Genomic DNA, 577 nt, shown 5'->3' on the forward strand with positions numbered 1-577 from the left:
TACGGACGTTTTCTCACCGACGTATTTCATCTTTGGGTTTCTCAAGATGTGGGCAAAGTCTTCATTTCGAACTTTGAACAGGCATTAACACAATACCTTGGCAACCCCTCTCCAAACTGTATTCATGCAAAAAAATGCGGCTCGTCTTATGCCGTTGAAGCAAATGGTGACGTTTATTTCTGTGACCATGTCGCCTACCCGGAGTCGAAACTCGGCAATGTATTCGAAACATCGTTACACGAGATGTCGTTGAATCACGAACTTCAGTTCAATAAAGAATCCCGCTTATCTATGCGATGTAAACAATGCCAGTTCTTGTCTCTCTGCAACGGCGGCTGCCCAAAACATCGCTATCTCTCCGACACTGGAGAGCATGAAAACGTCCTTTGTGATGGTTATTTCTATTTTTTCAGCTCAGTACAAAAGTATTTGCAAGCAATGACGACGCTCTTAGCTCATGGCTATCCAGCAAGCTATGTCATGCAAGCATTAGACGGCCCTTTAATCCTAACACCCTCTAATAAAAGGTAATCAATAAATGGATATTTTGAAAACAACGGTGACCATCACCGGAGCG

The 577-nt window shown here is 43.3% G+C and carries 1 protein-coding gene; it reads left to right on the plus strand.

The genetic code is table 11. The features are described 5' to 3' along the window. A partial coding sequence (locus tag R7Z47_RS26040; RefSeq protein ID WP_318130926.1) for an SPASM domain-containing protein occupies positions 1 to 531 on the plus strand: 531 nt, incomplete at its 5' end. Between the last annotated feature and the right edge of the window lie 46 nt (positions 532 to 577).

It is taken from the genome of Vibrio sp. 1641 (genome assembly GCF_033339995.1).
Lineage (GTDB): Bacteria > Pseudomonadota > Gammaproteobacteria > Enterobacterales > Vibrionaceae > Vibrio > Vibrio alginolyticus.